Below are 20,129 nucleotides of genomic sequence, written 5' to 3'. Positions count from 1 at the left end.
GTCGCGACAAATGGGTAAATATAAAAGGAGGGGTGAGATTTGCATGTGTTGTGAGATAGATATTGGTGAAAATGGTGGAGAAGGAGTGGTTTAGGGGCGAAAATTATAAAGATAAAGGGGCAGAAGTGAATTGCTTGTACATCAGTGGAGAGATGGGAAAGATAGCGGAGCAAGAGTGGATTGCTCGTTCATCAGTGGAGAAAATTGAAAAGTTAGCGGAATAAAAATGGTTAGCTTTTACATCAGGAAGAAAAAGCACAAACATATCCGAGCAAAAATAATCCCCCATATATTTAATAAAAATCAATACGATATAAGATAATAGTACAAAAACCACCTAACCTTTTTTTTATTTTCGTATATTTACTAATGGAGTTCAAATAACTGAGAAGCAGTAAAAACAGGTGTCATCCAACCCTTGATGGAAGATTACACAAATTGTTTCACGAACGTATTTTTCGTTGTATGAATAAAATGTTCGTGTTTTGTTGACTTTATCATAATAAAATTGTAGAATTAGTTTGTTTGATAAGGGAAAAAGAAACCTCGGAGGTGCATTCGTAATGTCATCAGTAGTTGTTGTAGGAACACAATGGGGAGACGAAGGTAAAGGGAAAATCACGGATTTTCTATCAGAGAATGCGGAAGTGATCGCAAGATATCAAGGCGGTAATAACGCTGGACATACAATTAAATTTAACGGTGAAACGTATAAATTGCATTTAATTCCATCAGGTATTTTTTATAGTGATAAAATTTGTGTCATTGGTAACGGGATGGTCGTTGATCCAAAAGCATTGGTACAAGAATTGGCTTACTTACATGAAAAAGGCGTGACAACAGATAATTTACGTATAAGTAACCGCGCCCATGTCATTTTACCTTACCATTTAAAATTAGATGAGGTAGAAGAAAACAGCAAAGGCGATAACAAAATTGGTACAACGAAAAAAGGAATCGGACCTGCTTATATGGATAAAGCCGCTCGTGTTGGAATCCGTATCGCAGATTTATTAGATAAAGAAGTATTTGAAGAGAAGCTAGCTCGTAACTTAGCGGATAAAAACCGTTTACTTGAAAGAATTTATGAAACTGAAGGCTTCAAAATGGAAGACATTCTTGACGAATATTATGAGTACGGTCAACAAGTGAAGAAATATGTATGTGATACATCCGTTGTATTGAATGATTCACTTGATGATGGCCGTAGAGTATTATTTGAAGGTGCACAAGGGGTTATGCTTGATATTGATCAAGGAACATATCCATTCGTTACCTCTTCTAACCCAGTAGCTGGCGGTGTAGCAATCGGTTCTGGTGTTGGACCAACAAAAATTAAACATGTTGTTGGGGTTTCCAAAGCATACACAACTCGTGTAGGAGATGGACCTTTCCCAACTGAATTAAATAATGAGATTGGTGATCAAATCCGCGAGGTTGGTCGTGAATATGGTACAACAACAGGTCGTCCTCGTCGTGTTGGTTGGTTTGATAGTGTCGTTGTTCGACATGCTCGTCGTGTAAGTGGAATTACAGACCTTTCACTTAATTCTATTGATGTTCTTACAGGTATTGATACTTTGAAAATCTGTACAGCTTATAGCTACAAAGGCGAAATCATTGAAGAATTCCCAGCGAGCCTAAAAGTCCTTGCTGATTGCGAACCAGTATATGAAGAGCTGCCAGGCTGGACAGAAGATATTACAGCTTGCAAATCTTTAGATGAGTTGCCAGCAAATGCACGTCACTACTTAGAGCGTGTCTCTCAATTAACAGGCATTCCATTGTCAGTATTCTCTGTTGGCCCTGACCGTACGCAAACAAATGTGGTCTTAAGCCCTTGGAGACAAAACTAAAAAATAAGCTTTTTAAGATCGTACCTTTAGAAGGTACGGTCTTTTTTTTCTACCTTCAACATTGTATAGGTGTTTGTACAAGCCGTTTTTATCTATTTTCATCTAGTGGGCCAATTCTTGTAACAGATAATGGTACATGTGAAGTCAATGAGTATTGTCAGCCAAATGATGAAGGAATTGCTACGAGAGCAACGGATGGGTTCCGCGTCATTAAACGGACAGGGGAGAACCAAGTATTAGTTTTGATCAAGCCGAATGATGATGAAAACCGAAAGTTAAAAAGAGACATAGCAGTGATAGAAGAGCTGCAAAAGCAAAGCGTTGTGACGATGCAGGAATATCATACGCAAAAAAGAAGAGAGTGACGTAAAGATGCAGGGCTTTACAACTGGAAAATGCAACAATTAGTCGTGAAATAAAAGATTTGAAAAATCAATTAGCTTCTCTAATGAGTAGATTGGATGGAAATAATCATCCTTAAAAATCTAAATAAACGACTTCACTATAAAGATGAAAAGGTGGAGTCGTCACTTTTACATAGAGTGATGTTGAGGATAGTAGAATGGTTTAGAAAGCAAAAAATTAGGGCATTGAACGTACAAAGGTGGTGGGAGAATTTGAAAATATTAAAAGGCATTTATTCATTGATCTTGTTTGTAGCAGGAGTCCTTCATTTTGTCCGAGAACGAAATTTTCGTAAGATTGTGCCGGAATCTTTACCGTTTAAAAAAGGGATTGTCCTCATTACAGGTGTGCTGGAGGTCGCATTTGCGATGTTACTTTGGGCGAAAAGAGGTCAAAGCCTAGTAGGTAAGCTGCTTTCATTCTTCATGGTGCTTGTTTTCCCAGCGAATATCAATATGGCAGTAAAAAATAATACTTTCTATAATGGTAAAAAGGTTCATCCGTTATTTTTATGGATGCGTTTACCGCTACAAATCCCACTTATTTTAGGGGCAATTAAACTCACACATCCATCTACTGAAAAAAAGACTAAATGACCCATGTTATTTAGTTTTTTTCTTTTTTATTAGATAAGTGATGAGAGGATTTTAACTAGAAAAAGTTTTTCTGAAAAAATATTAAAAAAGGAGTGTACAAAGCTATCACCCTATGATAATATAAAAAGCGTCGTCAAGAAAAGAAAACGCTTCAAATTTTAAAAAAGCGAGCCATTAGCTCAGTTGGTAGAGCATCTGACTTTTAATCAGAGGGTCGAAGGTTCGAGTCCTTCATGGCTCACCATTTTTATATTCGTATGGCCCCTTGGTCAAGCGGTTAAGACACCGCCCTTTCACGGCGGTAACACGGGTTCGAATCCCGTAGGGGTCATCTTTTTTAATAGTAGTAATCATAGGGATGCAAGCGCTCATTCTTTCATTGATTACGAATTTTATATAGATTTGGTCCGGTAGTTCAGTTGGTTAGAATGCCTGCCTGTCACGCAGGAGGTCGCGGGTTCGAGTCCCGTCCGGACCGCCATGATTCACTTGTATAGTGATTATGAAAATTGGATAAGCTGTTTTTATGGCTCAGTAGCTCAGTCGGTAGAGCAAAGGACTGAAAATCCTTGTGTCGGCGGTTCGATTCCGTCCTGAGCCATCAAAAAGGGAGTATGAATTTAATTCGTGCTCTCTTTTTTTATGTTTTTCTCCTTCCTCTATTACAATCATATGACAAAATGCCCCCTTTTCTATGTAGTTTTTTCCTATATTACGTCAAACTATGTCACCATAAATACAGTTTAATTACATTACAGAGACATCAAACTCGTAAAAATGACGATATGGTACATTAGTTAGGTGCAATAGTGATTAGTCTGATAGCACTAATAAGAATCAGAAGGTGTAAAGTAGTATAGGGGGAAGAACCATGAAGCAATGGAAGCAAAGACTGACTACATATACAGAACATACATCTAAGCGTGTTACACATAAATGGAAAAAAGCGGCCGCAATCGTTATGATTGGTGGTTGTTTAGCGTGGAGCGGATCCACATCAGTATTAGCAGAAGCAGAAGAGTCGGATTTGTATTATGTATATATCGGTGATCAATATGTGGGGACAGTTGATAATCCCCAAGTGATTGAAAATATAGTAGAGGATGAACTTGAAAACCAAGGGAAGTCCTATGAGGGCATACAAAAGGCGTTAGACCATGAGCTCTCCTATCTACCTGAAGATGAAGAGAAAGCCTTTAATGAAGCAACTGACAAAGAGTTAACGTCAGAAAACGCGCTGAGAGGGATCTCTATTAAAGCAGATGCTTTCGCACTAGAAATTGATGGTGAAACAGTTGCTTATGTAAAGAATCAAGAAGAAGCGAATGAAGTGCTTCAGCAACTACAGTTACAGTACATTTCTGAAAAAGACTATAAAGAGTTAAAAGAGCGCTCAGAAGAAGAAGAACCACTACCAGAATTAGCCATTGGTGATACCCGACTGTTGAATGCAAAATTTTCCGAGGAAATAGAATGGAAGAAAGAAAAAGTAGATCCGAACAAGGTGCAGTCTGTTGATGAGGTCATCAATTTCTTAAATAAAGGAACAGTAGAACAAGAGAAATATAGAGTTGAAGAAGGCGACTCTATTAGTACGATTGCTGACGAATATCATTTATCTACAGAAGAACTTGAAGACCTGAATGATATAGGTCAAGAAGATGTACTAAAGGTTGGTCAAGAACTTGTTGTTGAAACAATCGAACCGTACGTTGATGTGATTACGAATAGATCAGCATATATAGAAGAAGACATTCCCTTTCACACAAAAGTAATAGAAGATGATGATAGGTTGAAAGGGGAAGAGAAAGTAAAGCAAGAAGGGAAAAAAGGAAAACGTAACGTGTTATACCATATGAAAGAATCAAATGGTGAAGAAGTCGATAAAAGTGAACTAAAAGAGGAAATCATTGATGAGCCTGTAGAGGAAATCATTATTAAAGGAACAAAAAATCCAGATGTTGGCGATGGTGACTTTGCTTGGCCAGCAGTTGGTGGATATGTGTCAAGCGAGCTTGGTCATCGTTGGGGGAAGCTCCACAAAGGGATCGATATTGCCAGACCAAGTGATCGAACCATTAAAGCAGCCGATAATGGAAAGGTCATTTCAGCTGGCTTTAGTAGCAGCTATGGCTATAAAGTAGAAATAGACCATCAAAATGGCTACCGTACCTTGTATGCTCATTTAGATTCTCTCTCAGTGAGTACAGGAGAGACAGTTACGAAAGGCTCTAAGTTAGGTGTGATGGGCTCTACTGGTAACTCAACAGGTGTTCACCTTCATTTTGAACTATACAAAGATGGTCAGTTGAAAAACCCATTAGACTATATTAGTCAATGATCAAAAAAGCGCTGGGACATGAGTGTTTTAGCTAACATTAAGCACGAATAACTCTGCTTTGATAAACAGAAGTTATCGTGCTTTTTTGTGTGTATGACAAGGTTCCATCTAAGAGCGCTCGCAAAACAAAAAGCCCCTTCTATCTTGCTTTTCCATAACTTGTACATATATGATACATTACAAATGATGCGTACTTGTATGTAACGTGATAAAGTAGAGTAGGATACATGCTGACGAAATTTTACAAAATGCTTTTACAAGCCCAATAAGCTTAGATATGATAATCTTGAAAAAGATACATGATTGTGACGATAGTAGATAATAATTGGATAAAGGAGAACAACGATGGATAAGAAAATTCTTGTAGTAGATGATGAAAAACCAATTGCAGATATATTACAGTTTAACTTAAATAAAGAAGGCTTCGATGTAACTTGTGTATATGACGGTGTCTCCGCATTGGAAAAAGTAGAAGAAGTAAAGCCTGATATGATTCTATTAGATATTATGCTTCCACAGAAAGACGGCATTGAAGTTTGCCGAGAAGTAAGAAAGAAATATGATATGCCGATTATTATGCTCACAGCAAAGGACTCTGAAATTGATAAAGTATTAGGGCTAGAGCTAGGAGCAGATGACTATGTAACAAAACCATTCAGCACAAGGGAATTAATTGCCAGAGTAAAAGCCAATCTTCGTCGTCATCAACAAATTGCATCAAAAGTGGATGAAGAAGATGAAAGTAATGAAATTGAGGTCGGCTCACTCACGATTCACCCGGACGCATACATCGTGTCTAAACGCGGTGAAACGATCGAACTAACGCATAGAGAATTCGAATTACTTCATTATTTAGCTAAGCATATTGGACAAGTAATGACGCGTGAACATTTACTTCAAACTGTTTGGGGCTACGATTATTACGGAGATGTTAGAACAGTTGACGTAACCGTTAGACGTTTGCGTGAAAAAATCGAAGACAATCCAAGTCATCCGACATGGATCGTTACAAGAAGAGGTGTCGGATACTACTTGCGAAATCCAGAACAGGAGTAAGTAGAACATGAACAAGGTAGGATTTTTTCGATCAATTCATCTGAAATTCGTCATTATATATGTGTTGCTCATCCTCATTGCCATGCAAATTGTCAGTGCTTATTTCGTCAGGCAATTAGAGGATACGTTAAACGCTAACTTTAAAACAACGATTGAAAACCAGATGAAGCTGCTATCTTATTATTTAGAAGAACAATTTGTGAAAGAACGAGTGCCGGAAGACGGTGATGCCACATTGGAGGTGGACCTGCGCAGACTATTGCAGGACTACAACACTGATGATATTAGTGAAGTCGCCGTTATTGAGGGCACGTCTATGAGAGTGCTAGGGACATCGAATGTTTCTGATCAATCAAAGGTTGGTCAGAAGATGTCTAATGCGCTTATTCGTACGTCAATTAAAAATGGTCAACCGAATGAACAGGATAGTGTCATTAATGGCAAGCGAGTATGGATCTACATTAAACCAATTATTATTGATAATGACGTAAAAGGTGTGATTTATGTCACGTCTAAAATTGAGAATGTCTATACACAGATGAGGGAGATTATCAAAATCTTCTCAACAGGTACAGCAATTGCTCTTATTTTAACCGCTGTGCTCAGTGTGTTACTTGCGCAAACCATTACAAGACCTATCACCGATATGAGAAAACAAGCGTTAGCAATGGCAAAAGGAAATTATTCTAGAAAAGTAAAAATCTATGGCCAAGATGAAATTGGTCAATTAGCTATGACCTTTAATAGTTTGACTAGAAAGCTGCAGGAAGCACAAGCTACCACTGAAGGGGAAAGAAGGAAACTATCATCGGTCCTCACCTTTATGACAGATGGCGTTATTGCCACTGACCGCAAAGGGCGTGTCATTCTCATCAACGAACCTGCTGCAGAAATGTTGCATGTTTCACGTGAAACAGTCTTATCTAATTCAATTGTTTCATTATTAGGGTTGGAAGAAGACTACACATTTGAAGAGCTACTTGAAGAGAGAGAATCGGTTATCTTAGATTATAGTGATGAAAAGAGCAATCTTATTTTAAGGGCCAATTTTTCAGTTATTCAAAAGGAAACAGGCTTTATTAATGGACTTATAACCGTTTTACATGATATTACCGAGCAAGAAAAAATTGAAGAAGAGCGCCGCGAATTTGTGGCTAACGTTTCACATGAGCTAAGAACACCACTAACGACGATGCGCAGTTATTTAGAAGCATTAACAGATGGTGCGTGGCAGGATAAAGAGATTGCTCCGAATTTCCTTGATGTCACTCAAAATGAGACGGAGCGAATGATTCGCTTGGTCAATGATTTATTGCAGCTATCGAAAATGGACAGTAGCGATTATCAATTAAATAAAGAGTGGGTTGATTTCACACAATTCTATAACCGAATTATTGATCGCTTTGAGTTCACGAAACAACAAAATGTCACTTTCGAACGTAGGGTGCCAACAACGGCTGATTTTGTTGAGATTGATACAGATAAACTCACTCAGGTACTTGATAATATCATCTCCAATGCGATGAAATACTCACCTGAAGGAGGAAAGATTACCTTCAGTATTGAAGAACAAGAGGGGTATTTAATCATAAGCGTAGCTGATGAAGGCATGGGTATACCGAAAGAAAATGTATCAAAAATCTTTAATCGTTTTTATCGTGTAGATAAAGCAAGAACAAGAAAATTAGGAGGAACGGGATTAGGACTAGCGATTGCCAAGGAAATGGTAGAAGCGCACGGTGGAGAAATTTGGGCGGAAAGTATTGAAGGAAAAGGAACAACGATCTCCTTTAGCTTGCCGTATATCCGTTCCGAAGAGGATGATTGGGAATGACCTATGAGAAGATAAAGAATATCCTATTAATTATCTTAGTAGGTTGTAGTATCTTATTGACGTTTAATTTATGGACGTATCGACCTAATTTAACGCCTGTCGAGAACCCAGGACAAGCGATTGAACCGATAGGAGATGACAAAGAGTATAGTGAAGTCATTAGACCTAGTCAGCTTATTCATTTCTACGATGATAAGAAAATTGGAACAACCCTATCTGCGGAAATCGACCAAATCACTAATGATATGAACAAATGGGAACTATTAAATCTAGCTAATGTCTCCAACGATATCGGTTCATTACATGAATGGATAGAAGAGTCAGGACATTCTATAATGGTCTACCCAGATGACGTTTCACTTAATGCTTTTCGCGAAGTCATGCCCAATATTGATAAGAACGCTACCGATTTTTCATTTGACACAATGATGATTGACACGACTTCTATAGAGGATGATGTCGGTTTAGCCTATTTTATATCGAGAGATCAAGGGACGGTCTACCGTGGAGAAGTGCAAGGTCCATCGATGGCTGATTTCCGTACGAAGTATTACGAGACGGCCAGTGAAGATGAAGATTTCTATTCGCTTCTTGGTTATAAGGGCCAGAATGATCGCGTGATTTATGTACCGGATGAGCATATTCCTGTATCGACACAACGCATCTATTTAATGGATAAAATCAAACCACGTACATTGATGGAGTCATTATTTAGTGATCCATCTGTTGTACAAGAGAGTACAACTCAACCATCCATGATTGAATATACCGATAGTACGAGTATTATGCGTGTCTATGAAGATCGCAATATGATTTCTTATAAAAACATCTCTTCTGTTGTTGGTGATGAGTTTGTTGGGATGAATCTACTGCGACGAAGCATTGATTTTATGAATGCACATAAGGGCTGGACAGGCAATTATCGTTACTTTGAAGAGGTACCAGAGAGTAATAAGGTTGTCTTCCGATTATTTCATAACCAACAAGGAATTCCCATCTTTAGTGATTATCATCGAGCGAAGATAGAAGTAGAGCTTGGTGATACAGACATTAATGAATATACGCGTAGCAACTTCGCACTCGGAACGATTGTGAGTGGTGGGGAGGAAAGCCGTTTACTATCCGGTAAAGAAGTCATCGAAGAGATCGAGCAGCTACCTAATTTTGAGCGTGACTTGCTGCAAGATGTAACGGTGGCTTACGAGATGAAGGTAGAAAAGAATGTGGCTACAACTAATTCGGAAATCATCAATTTGCAGCCAGCTTGGTATTATCGTTATAATAATGAGTGGAAGAAGTTTACCAAGGATGAGTTTATACCAAATTGAGGCAGGAGGGGAAAGTAGATGGATTGGAGCAAAATAAAAACCATTTTTATACTGACCTTTCTTGTGCTCAATGTCTATTTATTGTATGAGTACTTTACTGTCGTCCAAGCAAAAGAACAAGAAACGGAATTTCCTTTATCAAGCACGTTAGAAGAAAAATTAAAGGATGATGACATTTCATATGACGCAAATATTTTTACGACAGAAGAAGTCAGTGGCCAGTTGTTACGGGCAACTCCTAAAGAGTTTGAAAAAGATGAATTGAAGAGCCTGAATGGAGAAGACATTAAGGTTGATGGCGGTGTCGAGTATATATTTGATGTCAATAAGCCATTGATGAAAGTAAGTGAAGACTTTGATCCAAAGGAATTAGAGTCCTTTATTCAGAGTCAAGTCTTATACGGTAATGAGTATCGTTTTTGGGAGAAGAAAGGCAATACCATTACGTATTATCAAACATACCAAGAGAAAATCATCTACCAAAATAAAAATGCTGAATTAACCTTCTTCTTAAATGAAAATAATGAAATTGTCTCTTATACACAAACATACTTGGAAACAATTGAACCAATTGAGGATGATCAAAAATTGATCAAGCCGCCATCTGAAGCATTATCTTCTTTATACAATAGTGGCAAGATCCCGTCTGGCAGTAAAGTATCAGAACCAGAGCTTGGGCTTCATACGTATGTCGATATGAGTAATCTTCAAGTATTAACACCAGCTTGGCGCTTCGTCATTGATGGTGAATACAGTCTATATGTACACGGATTCGAGCTAAATGTACTCGAACTAAATAAAAATGAGAATAAAACAATGGAGTGAGAGAAACCTATGTCTTTTCAATTTAGCGTTCTCGCGAGCGGCAGTACGGGGAATGCCATTTTTGTAGAGACCAACACCCACTCCTTTTTAGTGGATGCTGGCCTCAGTGGCAAGCAAATGGAAGCATTATTTAAAGAAATTGATCGTGATATGAGTCGTTTAGACGGGATACTTGTGACACACGAGCATAGTGACCATATAAAAGGTGTCGGTATTGTGGCAAGGAAATATGGGCTCCCGATCTATGCCAATGAAAAAACATGGCAGGCGATGTCTCCGTTAATTGGACAAGTCCCAACAGAGCAGAAATTCACCTTTGATATGGAAACCGTAAAAACCTTCGGCGACCTCGATATTCAATCATTCGGCGTCTCACATGATGCAGCCGAACCGATGTTTTACGTTTTTCATCAAGGCGAGAAGAAACTTGTGCTCATCACAGATACGGGGTATGTAAGTGATCGCATGAAGGGACTTATTTCAAACGCCGATGCCTATGTATTTGAAAGTAATCATGACGTGCAAATGTTAAGAATGGGACGTTACCCATGGAATATTAAACGTCGGATTTTAAGCGATGTCGGCCATGTCTCCAATGAAGACGCGGCGATTGCGATGAGCGAAGTGGCCGGTGATCGCACGAAAGGCTTTTATCTTGCCCACCTAAGTCAAGATAATAATATGAAGGACTTGGCACGCATGGCTGTCGCCCAAACACTTGAAACAAAAGGCATACGCGTCGGAGAGCGATTCCAGCTCTTTGATACAGATCCGAAAAAACCTACAGCTTTAACAGCTGTTTAAGGCAAGAAATAATGGGTAGAAGGAAGGGGAGGCTTAGATGCTACCCCTTCCTTTTTTGCGCTTTTTACCAAATGAGAAAGAAAGTATGAACAAATTCGTAAGATTTTCTTGTCTTATGCATTTTAGTATTTGTCTTTTTTCATCTATGCGTATAATAATAGTAGCGGAGTAAGCCTCTACACGTTTCATCAGGTAATCTTTCTCATTCCTAGTATGTTTCTAATGAAGAAGAGTTATGATAACACTAGGGAAAAAAGAGACCTCATTTTTTATAAAAATAGAAGGATATATCTTAAAAAAAGAAAATGGTATGAAAGGGTTGGTTGTGTAATGGGCTATTATGATGATCATTATAATCGTGAGGGACGCACCAAAAAGGGAAGTAAAGCAGGTTACATATTCTCTAGTCTTGTCGGTGTCATTATCGGTGCATTGCTCGTTTTATTCGTTGTTCCCCAAATGAACGGGGGCTCTAATGGGGGAGAAACATTAGGCTTATCAAACACAGATGAAAACAGCCAAGTAGAAACGAAAAAAGTATCGGTAGATGTGGAAACAGAAATCACATCAGCAGTCGAAAAGGCAAGAGGAGCGGTTGTTAGCATCTCCAACATCCAATCGGCAGGCATGTGGTCGAATGGTCAAAATGGTGAAAGCACACAAGGAGTAGAAGCAGGCTCTGGCTCTGGTGTCATTTATAAGAAAGAGGGGGACCATGCCTTTATCGTGACGAATCACCATGTCGTCGACGGTGCGGAGAGGCTTGAAGTCAATCTCTTCAATGGTGAGAAAATTGCTGCTGAGCTCGTAGGATCCGACGTATGGACAGACCTAGCTGTACTTGAAATAGATGGCTCGATTGTAGAGGATGTCGCAGAATTTGGTGATTCCGACGCTCTATCAATTGGTGAGCCTGCGATTGCTATCGGAAATCCACTCGGTCAATTTGAAGGCTCAGTCACTAAAGGGATTATTTCCGGCTTAAATCGGACCGTACCAGTCGATATCGATCAAAACGGTACAGTCGATTGGAATGCTGAAGTCCTACAAACAGATGCAGCCATTAACCCAGGAAATAGCGGTGGGGCACTCGTCAATATTAGCGGACAAGTCATCGGCATTAACTCGATGAAAATTGCTGAATCCTCTGTGGAAGGCATTGGGCTTGCCATTCCGATTAATTTTGCGCAAACGGTCATCAGTGACTTAGAACAGCATGGTGAAGTGAGAAGACCATATATGGGCGTACAAATCGCTTCAGTAAGTGATATCCCTGCCTATTATCAAGAAGAAGCGTTAAAACTTCCGAAAGATGTAGAAAATGGTGTAGTTGTGAGCGGAGTCGAGCCAAATGGTCCAGCTGCAGAAGCAGGACTGAAAGAAATGGATGTCATTGTTGAGCTAGATGGCGAAGAAATTACCGATGTCTTAGATTTACGCCACCATTTATATGGTCAGGACGTAGGAGATGAGATGAAGGTGAAGTATTATCGCGAAGGTAAATTAGCAGAAACAACCATGGCATTAAAAACCGAGAATACATTCTAAATTCATCCACAGGAAAGTGAAGGCATCACTTTCCTGTTTTTTTAAGTTTTGATAAGATGAGTTGTGGATAAATTATAAATAGATAAATGAGGAGGCACCGAAGATGATTTATAGCTGCGAAGAACATATTGATATCGCCATCGATACCATTGTAGACGAACACGAAACCTTCCCAGTGTTAACAAAATGTGCACCAGAAGAAAACTTATCAACAACCTGTGAATTTTGCCCCAACCCAGCCATATATATGGTGGCGAACAAATAATCCCATACAAGATGTGGATAGAAAATGTGGATATGTGGATAACTTCTGTGGATATTCTGTTTATGGTGTGAGGATGAGCTGTGTATATCTTTTAAGAAGCAGATAAAAGCACCTTCTAACAGGTGCTTTTGTTATTCATTCATTTAATTCCTCTAATCGTTTGATCATTCGTTCGCTATGTTTATCCTCGGGATTTACCTTATATGCCTCTAATGCCTCAGTAAATTTCTTATCTAACAAAAGTTGGTCGGCTTCAGTTAGTGTTCTCGTTTTTAAGTAAAAAAAGGGAAGATGACCGATCGTATCATTACCTAAGCGGTAGCCGTTGCTTCTCGTCAGTAATTCATCATTTTCATCGAAAGCGTCAACAGACCAAGAAAAGCGGTTGTTTGGGTTGGTGAAAGCGAGTAATGTAATAGGATCAACTGAATTTGGCTCATCACCTGACATAGAGAGTCCCACGCTATGGTCATATAAGTCTTCAATCGGTACATCTATTTTGTTAGTTCCAATATGAGAGCGAAAGGGGCTACTTATCGAACCAGATCCATTATCTATATCGACAGCGAGATGTAGTTGATAATAGGCAGCCCCCTTTACCGGTTCCCAAGAAAAATGCACCGTGTCCGTTGTGATTTTTTTCTGATTAACAGGTGAATTAATCTCAATTAACGGACGAAGCGTGATATCCTTCGTGACTTCAAGCTGATCGCCAGCTGTTAGCCAATCATCCATCGTAGAAGGATACGTCCATCCATCAATCTGATCGAAAGAAAACCCAAGAATCACTTGATAACGTCCTGATTCAACAAAGTTCCATTCATAAAAGCCATCTTTATCTGTCGTCGTAAAATAACGTTCGTCCCCAAGAGCGCCATAATGAATGTCTGATTCATTTCGCAAAATAACCCCAACATTGGCCGCAGGTTTGCCGTCACTATACATAATTCTACCTTTTACGGTACTAGTAGTCGGGTTATTGATGCTACTTTCTATTCGATCCTTAAGTGATACCAATGACTCGTATACGTCAGTAGTATACTCCGATTCTATTGTGTCATCATTCTCTTCAGCTTGTTTATATTCATTTAAAATGACATTCACTTGTTCACGAGCTTCTTGCAACTTCCCCTGTTTCATCGCGATTTCTACTTGTCTTTGCCCGATTTTAGCGTGCCAATAATAATCGCCTTTCTCCAGTTTTTCATCAAATGTCTCTAACAGTTGGTTTGCTTCTGTATATTCTTTGTGGTTAATCGCAAAGTCGACCCGTTCTAGTTGTAGATCATTATAATAGAGACTATAGGAGCTAGCGGCACGTTCTGACGCTTGATCCAAAGTCTGTTTAGCAAGATCGGACTGATTCATCCCTTCATAATAGGACGTAAGCTGTTTGACGGCTAGAACGAAGTAATCATCAAGAGGTCCTTCTTTTACATATTGCTTCAGATAAGGTAATTTTTCTTTCCAAGTAAAGTTTATGATTTTTGAATGATCTAATTGCACCTGTGAAAAAGAAGCACCAGCAAAGACATTAAACCGCTCAACTGGTTGTATGAGCATATATTCTTGAATGATGTTCCATTTTTGCGTCTCAAAAACTGTATCATCTTCAAGTATTTGCAGTAAGGCAACCTTAGCCTCAGAATATCCTTGGTCAGCTTGTTTTTTCGCATTATAAATATTCCATTGTGGGATAATCAAAAAAATCATCGTAGCAATAAGTAGAAGAAAGGCAACAACCAGATAGACGAGCTGCTTCACTTGTAGTTTAATTTTCATATTTCTTAACCAGCTTTTCAAAATCTTCTTTCCAATACACGTTGCCACCGATTTTAATCGTCTCATTGTTTTCCCTCGTCGTGTAACTAATCTCGTTGCCGGCAAAAGTTAAACCAGACAGCAATACAATCATCATCCCAAAAGCTGCAACCGGAAGGAGGGGAATCTCAATCTCCTTATGCCAAAGGGAGTTCAATCTTTGTTTCCACGTTGGTTTGCCCATTCGGTCCATTACATTTCTTTGCTTGGTGAAACGAAGGTGTTCTAACTCCTTATCGAGTTGTTTTTTCATATGCCGATACTCCCTTCAGGAAGAATTTCTTTTAAAAGCAGTCGTGCTCGCTTTAACTTGGATTTGACTGTGTTCTCATTGGTTTTCGTAAATAAGGCGATGTCTTTAATCTTCATTTCGTTAAAGTAAAATAATGTAATGACTTCACGATATTTATAGTCTAATTGTTGAATGCTAGTGCTGATGCTCTCATGCAATTCAGAAAATAGCAGAGCATTTTCAGGATTCAATGTCTGACTGTCTGCTTTTGTTCTCTCAATCAAATCAAGAGGGGCAAGCAGCACTTTCCAACGCGATTTCCTCATCTGGGAGCGGCAGCGATTAAGAAGAATGGTCGTTAACCAACTTTTCAATTTCTCCTCATCCTCAAGCTGATCTATCTTTTGAAAAGCGATCACAAACGTATCCTGAACCGCCTCTTCTGCCAACTGATAATCCTTCAAAAGCAAGAAAGCGGTACGTAGCAGATAATCCCCATACGCAGCCATCACTTCTAAATACGCCTCTTCTTCTTTCTGTTTCAAACGCTCAACAAGATGCAAAAATACCGCCCCTCCTCTCCTGGTAAAATCGAGTATAATACATAGATGCTAAAAGGCATGGAAAAGTTGCAAAAAGAAGGAAAAATTTTTCAGACAATAAAGAGGACCATCAATAAGTCAGCACACTTTATGGTAAACTAGGGGAAGAAAAAACAGCACGGAAGGAAGGCCCAGTATGAACATCACAATCGTATCCGTTGGCAAACTAAAAGAAAAATACTTAAAACAAGGCATCGACGAATATAAAAAACGCTTAAGCGCCTACGCCAAACTAACCCTAATCGAAGTACCAGACGAAAAAGCCCCAGAATCCATGAGCGCAGCCGAAATGGAAGAAGTCAAACGCAAAGAAGGCGACCGCATACTCGCCCACATCGCCCCAGACACCTTCGTCATCACCCTAGAAATCCAAGGCAACATGCTCACCTCCGAACAACTCGCAAAGAAACTAGACGACCTCGCTACCTATGGTAAGAGTAAAATTGCTTTTGTTATTGGTGGGTCGCTTGGTACTAGTAAGGAAGTGGAGAGTCGGAGTGATCTGGCATTGAGTTTTTCGAAGATGACGTTTCCGCATCAGGTGATGAGATTGTTGTTGTTGGAGCAGGTTTATCGGGGGTTTCGGATTAATCGGGGGGAACCGTACATCTTTTAAGGGTAAAATATTAAGCGAATCCATCATTTCGCTCAACATTTTACCATCCTTATTTTCCAACATCCAACTTTCCACAGGCTCGATATAATCCATACCAACAGCATCTAATAACTCCAACGAGTGTTCCTCTAATCCTTCCATTGTAAAATCAAAGTGTAGATTTATCTTCTCAATATGTCTTCCAATTCCTCGAGGTGCCTCTTTACTAATCTGTATATTCTTTATGATAAAGCGGAGTAATGCCTTATGTCTTTCAGGATCAGCATCCTTCATTACTTTCTCAAAGTTACTTAAAAGGTGATGAAGTGCCTGTGCATCTATAGGCGTTGTATCACATTCTCCTAATTCACTATTTAATGCTTCAAGCCTGTTTTGAAAATCCTGTTGTTCATCGGTAAGTCCTTTTAGCTTCGGTTTAAAAATGGCTACTAATGAAGGGGCGTCCATTAATTGCTCCGTTATATTGTTAATCCGTACTTCTACCTTATTTAGCTTAGATTGAAGCACTTTAATTTCCTCATTGATTGGAGTCTTTGCTTCACTACGCTGCTCATTAACATTATTAATAATTTGATTTAATACATATGGTTCAGATACAATACGTTTCAATTCTTCCATCACCTGCTGCTCCGCAAGATCTGCACGTATGGAATGTGCACTACATGCTTTGCTACCTTTATTGTGGAATTGTCCACATACGTAGTAACGATACCTCTTACCTTTTGATCCTTTAGATGATGCCGATACCATTCCAGATCCACATTTTGGACAGCGAACCAGACCATTTAATATATATGGTTTATTAGATCGTGAAGGCTTTACAGAACGTTTTTTACGAAATTGCTGTACACGATCCCATTGCTCCTGTTTGATGATGGCTTCATGTTTCCCATCGACTAAAATATATTCCTCGTTCTTTCCTTTACGGTGTTTCTCAGCCCAATTTTCATACATATTAAAACGAATTTTTCCTATGTAAATTGGATTGTCTAGGATTTGTTTAATGGTATTAATGGAAAAAGGTTTTCCTCGTTTTGTTTTATAGCCCATGGTATTTATACGGGATACAATTGCCTTGTAACCTAGGTCTTGTTCAGCGTAATCAAAAATTAAGTGGATTACATGAGCTTCTTCTTCGTTAATGACTAACTCTTTATTGATGCTATCGTATCCGAGAACTCTACCTCCATTGTAGTACCCTTCCTTAGCACGTTGTATCATGCCCATTTTGGCGCGTTCTACAATAACATTCCTTTCAAATTCTGAAATATTGCTCATCATCTGAAATACCATTTTTCCCATAGGGGTTGCATAGTCAAAATTCTCCCTAAGACTTATTAAGCTAATATTAGCCTGTTCGCATCGCTCTGCAATTTCCATGGAATCTTTTGATTTACGTGAAATACGATCAATCTTATACACTATGATAGTATTAAAAAGATTGGCATCAATATCCTTTAGCATTTGTTTCATCTTGGGTCTTCCAGATATACTTTTTCCACTTACACCTTCGTCAACATATCTCGCAACAATCTCCATGTTGTTATTCTTAGCATAGTTTTCTATTTCCCCAATTTGAGCTTTAATGCTATATCCTTCTGTGGCTTGTTCCTCTGTACTAACGCGTGCATATAGTGCAGCTTTAGTTGGATTAGTCATTTTTATCTTCCCTTTCTTCCAGATAGTGTTTGAGATTATTAGATAACATATTTGTATATTTAACTGCTTGTTCAAAGGCTTTGTTATCTAATCCTAACTTGCCTTTGTTTGAATACCATGGAAATGCATGTAAGGAAGTTTTCCCATATTGAATATAATCTTTAGCTAGTCTTATGGAATCTAGTTGATTATTACTATCGGCAAGTTCTGGTTCGATAGTTACATCTATCGTATTAATTTGATTAATAATATGGGAGAGCAAGTAAAATAAATGTTGTTCGGTATATTTTACTCTACTCTTAAAAATAAACGTTATTTGTTCATCTTCGTTAGAAGCTACTTTACTAACCGTCGTTTTTATTGTGTATTCGTTTTCAAGTAGTGGATTAGTTTCTATAGCCATTTGAGTTTTAAGGAGTTCACTATCATCCTTAGTTTCCTTAGCAGGATCATCTTTGTTATATAAAGGTGGAATTAAGACAACTGATTCAAGGCTTCTATTTATATAAAAGTCATCAAAAAACATGTATAAGTCTGCCCCAAAGTCCTTGGCAATGGCGTATAAAACCTTAGATGGAATATCTTTCGTTTTATCTCTTTCAATCGTTGTTAAGGTAGATTGAGAAAATAACTGAATTCGATTTGCTACGCTTTTTCCACTAAAGGAATTCCCGCACTCGTCTTGAAGATGTTCGCGAATATAACGTACTCTTCTTCCAATAGATAGATTTGCTAGATCCGTTAGGTTTGTCTTATTTATTATAATCTTCTTCATTGTTTCACTTCCTGTTATTTTATTTTCTAAATATACTATAACATAAAATTTAAATATTAGATAGGGATATTGATATTTTTAATTAAGTTGTGTTATGATTTCAATCAAGAAAGCGAGGTGACCTAAATTGAGTGAAAGAATTAATGTGGGAGAATGTAATATTTCCTGTTTAAGTAATGAAGAGAGCATTGCTGATTGGCTCATTGAGAAAGAAGAACAAGGCAATCAGTTTATTCATAGGATAGCAGATATTATGTATGAGCAATTAAATAATAAGAAATAGATTTGTGTTTTCTATGTAATACGTGCACAACTAGCTACTTAAGGAGCGTGATATACATGTTTGATACTGTGAAAATAGCAGTACCTTTAATGTTGTCTAGACAGGAAATAGAGAACATAGATTGGAAAGAAACGGTTTCTTCAAGGAGGTTAGAGGCAAACAAAACTATCTTTAAGAAGCTATATGATAGTGACCATAAGGGTCTTCCATTTATCAGATACACTTACAAAGAAGACGAGCCTTCTAAATGTTGGTTAAAAGTAGAGACTTCCATTCCTTCATTTATATATGGTTCAAATGTTAACGAGTTACAAGATGATGATATTGATACGTTTTTTATAATGATGCGTAAATATATATCTGTAAAGCTCAAAATTAATCTTTCAAGAGTACCATCAATTAGAACTTGGGTGACTGAAAAGGTGCATGTTTGTAAGAATTTTAATGTTGGCCATCTAAAGAGTCGATATTTAAATGCTATGTCCGCTCGTTCAATAGCAAAATATCAAAAGAGAACGTTTAACGCTAAGAGTAGTGATAGGGTTGAATCGGTAGAATGGAAGGCTACCAAGAAGAAAGAGAAGATTTACGATAAAGAGGCGGAGGTGGAACAACAACGCCTATATCCTGATAAAGCCCGGCATCTTAAGAAAGCAAAAGGCATACTTAGATATGAAATTGAGCTTTCGGATACTGAAATACGTAAAATTAGTCCCGGAAGAAAGGCTGTGGAAGTCTTGAGTATGGATGTAGCGGCTAAGATATTGCAAAAGGGGTTGGATCGGAATGGATTAAGTAGTGGTGTAAAATACACATCATTGCAGCAAGTGATAGATGCTATAAACCGGGAAACCATCCCACTCAGAACCAAATCATCTCTAATAGCATTTGCTACAGAGTTGCTGTTTAGTGGTGAAGATGAGTGCTTAAACAAATATGCTGCATCAACATTCAGAAAGAGAAAAATGCAATTAAGAAGTATTCTTGGAACAGATGTATTGCTTATTGGAGATAACATGTTGCCTCCATTACGACTAATGCCACAAAAAAAGACTGCCACTGTAAAACAGTAGACAGCCATAGAAATTATATGTTGATTTGATTATATCATTTGCTAAAATGTGCATCAATGCCTTGATACGTAGAAATAATGATAAGGAGCATCATGATATGAGTGTAATTGTAGATATTATAGATACTTTTCCAACACATGATATACTAGCTGTTGGTCGGGTTAAACTTGACTCAATACATACGATGAACGGTGATTAAAAATAGATGAT

General features: G+C 38.3%; 18 protein-coding genes, 4 tRNA genes and 2 pseudogenes. 19 read left to right on the top strand and 5 right to left on the bottom strand.

Annotated features, from left to right (window positions below):
• Window positions 1–62 precede the first annotated feature (62 nt).
• The 16 genes and pseudogenes from LCM23_RS11020 to LCM23_RS10945 all read left to right on the top strand — a co-directional run bounded on the left by LCM23_RS11020 (window position 63) and on the right by LCM23_RS10945 (window position 12,858).
• Window positions 63–224, top strand: coding sequence for a hypothetical protein (locus LCM23_RS11020; protein ID WP_224936999.1), 162 nt, complete (start codon window positions 63–65; stop codon window positions 222–224).
• A 339-nt stretch (window positions 225–563) separates the two neighbouring features.
• The gene (locus tag LCM23_RS11015; protein WP_224936998.1) at window positions 564–1,856 is read left to right on the top strand and encodes an adenylosuccinate synthase; all 1,293 of its coding nucleotides are present in this window, start codon (window positions 564–566) and stop codon (window positions 1,854–1,856) included.
• Window positions 1,857–1,963: 107 nt separating this feature from the next.
• Window positions 1,964–2,107 (top strand): annotated as a pseudogene (locus LCM23_RS11010) (peptidase G2 autoproteolytic cleavage domain-containing protein); the annotation flags it as partial.
• Window positions 2,108–2,473: 366 nt separating this feature from the next.
• Window positions 2,474–2,857, top strand: a complete 384-nt coding sequence (locus LCM23_RS11005; RefSeq protein ID WP_224936997.1) for a DoxX family protein — start codon at window positions 2,474–2,476, stop codon at window positions 2,855–2,857.
• A gap of 168 nt (window positions 2,858–3,025) precedes the next feature.
• A tRNA-Lys gene (locus LCM23_RS11000) sits at window positions 3,026–3,101 on the top strand.
• Window positions 3,102–3,116: 15 nt separating this feature from the next.
• Window positions 3,117–3,188, top strand: a tRNA-Glu gene (locus LCM23_RS10995).
• Window positions 3,189–3,261: 73 nt separating this feature from the next.
• Window positions 3,262–3,338 (top strand) — tRNA-Asp (locus LCM23_RS10990).
• 47 nt (window positions 3,339–3,385) lie between these two features.
• A tRNA-Phe gene (locus LCM23_RS10985) sits at window positions 3,386–3,458 on the top strand.
• A gap of 270 nt (window positions 3,459–3,728) precedes the next feature.
• Window positions 3,729–5,198, top strand: coding sequence for a M23 family metallopeptidase (locus tag LCM23_RS10980; RefSeq protein ID WP_224936996.1), 1,470 nt, complete (start codon window positions 3,729–3,731; stop codon window positions 5,196–5,198).
• Between the two features lie 345 nt (window positions 5,199–5,543).
• Window positions 5,544–6,254 carry a response regulator YycF gene (gene yycF, locus LCM23_RS10975; protein WP_095371356.1) on the top strand — a complete coding sequence of 237 codons (711 nt, stop codon included), beginning with the start codon at window positions 5,544–5,546 and terminating at the stop codon, window positions 6,252–6,254.
• A gap of 7 nt (window positions 6,255–6,261) precedes the next feature.
• The gene (gene walK / locus LCM23_RS10970; RefSeq protein WP_095371357.1) at window positions 6,262–8,088 is read left to right on the top strand and encodes a cell wall metabolism sensor histidine kinase WalK; all 1,827 of its coding nucleotides are present in this window, start codon (window positions 6,262–6,264) and stop codon (window positions 8,086–8,088) included.
• A complete protein-coding gene (locus LCM23_RS10965) occupies window positions 8,085–9,416 on the top strand; it encodes a YycH family regulatory protein (protein ID WP_224936995.1) in 1,332 nt (443 codons plus the stop codon). The genes walK and LCM23_RS10965 overlap by 4 nt, the downstream gene beginning before the upstream one ends.
• Window positions 9,417–9,434: 18 nt before the next feature.
• On the top strand, window positions 9,435–10,241 hold the full coding sequence (locus LCM23_RS10960; RefSeq protein ID WP_095371359.1) for a two-component system regulatory protein YycI: 807 nt from the start codon (window positions 9,435–9,437) through the stop codon (window positions 10,239–10,241).
• A 9-nt stretch (window positions 10,242–10,250) separates the two neighbouring features.
• On the top strand, window positions 10,251–11,045 hold the full coding sequence (locus tag LCM23_RS10955) for an MBL fold metallo-hydrolase (protein ID WP_095371360.1): 795 nt from the start codon (window positions 10,251–10,253) through the stop codon (window positions 11,043–11,045).
• 330 nt (window positions 11,046–11,375) lie between these two features.
• The gene (locus LCM23_RS10950; RefSeq protein ID WP_224936994.1) at window positions 11,376–12,593 is read left to right on the top strand and encodes a S1C family serine protease; all 1,218 of its coding nucleotides are present in this window, start codon (window positions 11,376–11,378) and stop codon (window positions 12,591–12,593) included.
• Window positions 12,594–12,696: 103 nt separating this feature from the next.
• Window positions 12,697–12,858: a CxxH/CxxC protein gene (locus LCM23_RS10945; protein WP_224936993.1), complete on the top strand. Its 162-nt coding sequence runs from the start codon at window positions 12,697–12,699 to the stop codon at window positions 12,856–12,858.
• A gap of 135 nt (window positions 12,859–12,993) precedes the next feature.
• Here the strand turns inward: LCM23_RS10945 and LCM23_RS10940 are convergent, their stop codons facing one another.
• The 3 genes from LCM23_RS10940 to LCM23_RS10930 are packed head-to-tail and all read right to left on the bottom strand — an operon-like array spanning window position 12,994 to window position 15,474.
• Window positions 12,994–14,640, bottom strand: a complete 1,647-nt coding sequence (locus LCM23_RS10940) for a carboxypeptidase-like regulatory domain-containing protein (RefSeq protein WP_224936992.1) — start codon at window positions 14,638–14,640, stop codon at window positions 12,994–12,996.
• Window positions 14,630–14,932 carry a hypothetical protein gene (locus LCM23_RS10935; protein ID WP_224936991.1) on the bottom strand — a complete coding sequence of 101 codons (303 nt, stop codon included), beginning with the start codon at window positions 14,930–14,932 and terminating at the stop codon, window positions 14,630–14,632. Before LCM23_RS10935 ends, LCM23_RS10940 begins: the two co-directional genes overlap by 11 nt.
• Window positions 14,929–15,474: an RNA polymerase sigma factor gene (locus tag LCM23_RS10930; RefSeq protein WP_224936990.1), complete on the bottom strand. Its 546-nt coding sequence runs from the start codon at window positions 15,472–15,474 to the stop codon at window positions 14,929–14,931. Before LCM23_RS10930 ends, LCM23_RS10935 begins: the two co-directional genes overlap by 4 nt.
• Before the next feature lie 175 nt (window positions 15,475–15,649).
• Between LCM23_RS10930 and rlmH the strand changes: the two genes are divergently transcribed.
• Window positions 15,650–16,129, top strand: a complete 480-nt coding sequence (rlmH, locus tag LCM23_RS10925; RefSeq protein ID WP_224936989.1) for a 23S rRNA (pseudouridine(1915)-N(3))-methyltransferase RlmH — start codon at window positions 15,650–15,652, stop codon at window positions 16,127–16,129.
• A gap of 615 nt (window positions 16,130–16,744) precedes the next feature.
• Here rlmH and LCM23_RS10920 read toward each other — a convergent pair.
• Both LCM23_RS10920 and LCM23_RS10915 read right to left on the bottom strand, forming a co-directional pair.
• A pseudogene (locus LCM23_RS10920) lies at window positions 16,745–17,788 on the bottom strand (recombinase family protein); the annotation flags it as partial.
• Window positions 17,781–18,563, bottom strand: a complete 783-nt coding sequence (locus LCM23_RS10915) for a helix-turn-helix domain-containing protein (protein ID WP_224936988.1) — start codon at window positions 18,561–18,563, stop codon at window positions 17,781–17,783. The gene LCM23_RS10915 and the pseudogene LCM23_RS10920, both read right to left, overlap by 8 nt.
• A gap of 127 nt (window positions 18,564–18,690) precedes the next feature.
• Here LCM23_RS10915 and LCM23_RS10910 point away from each other — a divergent pair, with 127 nt between their 5' ends.
• Window positions 18,691–18,846, top strand: a complete 156-nt coding sequence (locus LCM23_RS10910; protein ID WP_224936987.1) for a hypothetical protein — start codon at window positions 18,691–18,693, stop codon at window positions 18,844–18,846.
• Between the two features lie 56 nt (window positions 18,847–18,902).
• The gene (locus LCM23_RS10905; protein ID WP_224936986.1) at window positions 18,903–19,919 is read left to right on the top strand and encodes a hypothetical protein; all 1,017 of its coding nucleotides are present in this window, start codon (window positions 18,903–18,905) and stop codon (window positions 19,917–19,919) included.
• The last annotated feature ends 210 nt before the right edge of the window (window positions 19,920–20,129 follow it).

This window comes from Cytobacillus kochii (genome assembly GCF_020171845.1).
GTDB lineage: Bacteria > Bacillota > Bacilli > Bacillales > Cytobacillaceae > Cytobacillus > Cytobacillus kochii.
The sequence above is the reverse complement of the archived record's forward strand: the minus strand, read 5'-3'. Positions and strand labels throughout refer to the sequence as shown.

Coding starts and splice junctions, on each gene's coding strand:
- LCM23_RS10935 (WP_224936991.1), bottom strand. CDS start 14,932: ATGAAAAAACAACTCGATAAGGAGTTAGAACACCTTCGTTTCACCAAG.
- LCM23_RS10945 (WP_224936993.1), top strand. CDS start 12,697: ATGATTTATAGCTGCGAAGAACATATTGATATCGCCATCGATACCATT.
- LCM23_RS10905 (WP_224936986.1), top strand. CDS start 18,903: ATGTTTGATACTGTGAAAATAGCAGTACCTTTAATGTTGTCTAGACAG.
- LCM23_RS10955 (WP_095371360.1), top strand. CDS start 10,251: ATGTCTTTTCAATTTAGCGTTCTCGCGAGCGGCAGTACGGGGAATGCC.
- LCM23_RS10940 (WP_224936992.1), bottom strand. CDS start 14,640: ATGAAAATTAAACTACAAGTGAAGCAGCTCGTCTATCTGGTTGTTGCC.
- walK (WP_095371357.1), top strand. CDS start 6,262: ATGAACAAGGTAGGATTTTTTCGATCAATTCATCTGAAATTCGTCATT.
- LCM23_RS10950 (WP_224936994.1), top strand. CDS start 11,376: ATGGGCTATTATGATGATCATTATAATCGTGAGGGACGCACCAAAAAG.
- LCM23_RS10980 (WP_224936996.1), top strand. CDS start 3,729: ATGAAGCAATGGAAGCAAAGACTGACTACATATACAGAACATACATCT.
- LCM23_RS11015 (WP_224936998.1), top strand. CDS start 564: ATGTCATCAGTAGTTGTTGTAGGAACACAATGGGGAGACGAAGGTAAA.
- LCM23_RS10960 (WP_095371359.1), top strand. CDS start 9,435: ATGGATTGGAGCAAAATAAAAACCATTTTTATACTGACCTTTCTTGTG.
- LCM23_RS10965 (WP_224936995.1), top strand. CDS start 8,085: ATGACCTATGAGAAGATAAAGAATATCCTATTAATTATCTTAGTAGGT.
- rlmH (WP_224936989.1), top strand. CDS start 15,650: ATGAACATCACAATCGTATCCGTTGGCAAACTAAAAGAAAAATACTTA.
- yycF (WP_095371356.1), top strand. CDS start 5,544: ATGGATAAGAAAATTCTTGTAGTAGATGATGAAAAACCAATTGCAGAT.
- LCM23_RS10915 (WP_224936988.1), bottom strand. CDS start 18,563: ATGAAGAAGATTATAATAAATAAGACAAACCTAACGGATCTAGCAAAT.